General features: G+C 68.1%; 1 protein-coding gene. It reads right to left on the bottom strand.

Annotated elements, in window-relative coordinates; genetic code table 11:
• Positions 1–358: transposase (locus QM693_RS37505; RefSeq protein WP_462932754.1), on the bottom strand; the 358-nt coding region annotated here is incomplete at its 3' end.
• Between the last annotated feature and the right edge of the window lie 119 nt (positions 359–477).

Raw genomic sequence — 477 nt, 5'->3', positions numbered from 1 at the left:
TGGTCTCGGCGACCCGGTCGCTGGGGATGAGGGTGCCGTCGAGGATCACGTGGGTCTCGCCGGCGGCGAGGCGCTCGCGCAGCACGTCGGGCAGGTCCGGGGCCTGGGCGGCGAGCACGTCGATGCCTTCGTGCAGGTACCGGTAGCCGGTAGCGATCGAGATGCCGGCGTCGCGAGCCAGGGCGGTGAGCGCGGTGTCCTGCCGGAACCAGCGCAGCACGAGTACCGCCTGGGCGAACGCAGTCAGGGCCCGGCGGCCCCTGCGGGTACCGCGTGCGCGGCGGTCGGCCTGCAACAGTCGACACAGGTACTGGGCGAGCGGTCGAGGGACGTCGAGCGTGGCAGAATAGGTGATCACGTGGAGCCTCTGGTTCGTGGACTTGATCTTCGCAAATCCAGTCCTACCAGGGGCTCTGCGTCTCTTGGCGATCCGGTCCTGACACCGCCCAAGCAAGATCAACTCACTGAGAAAACCTC

Source organism: Rhodococcus sp. IEGM 1305, assembly GCF_030058635.1.
GTDB lineage: Bacteria > Actinomycetota > Actinomycetes > Mycobacteriales > Mycobacteriaceae > Rhodococcus_F > Rhodococcus_F opacus_D.
Note: the sequence above shows the minus strand (reverse complement) of the source record. Positions and strands in the feature narration are given on the sequence as shown.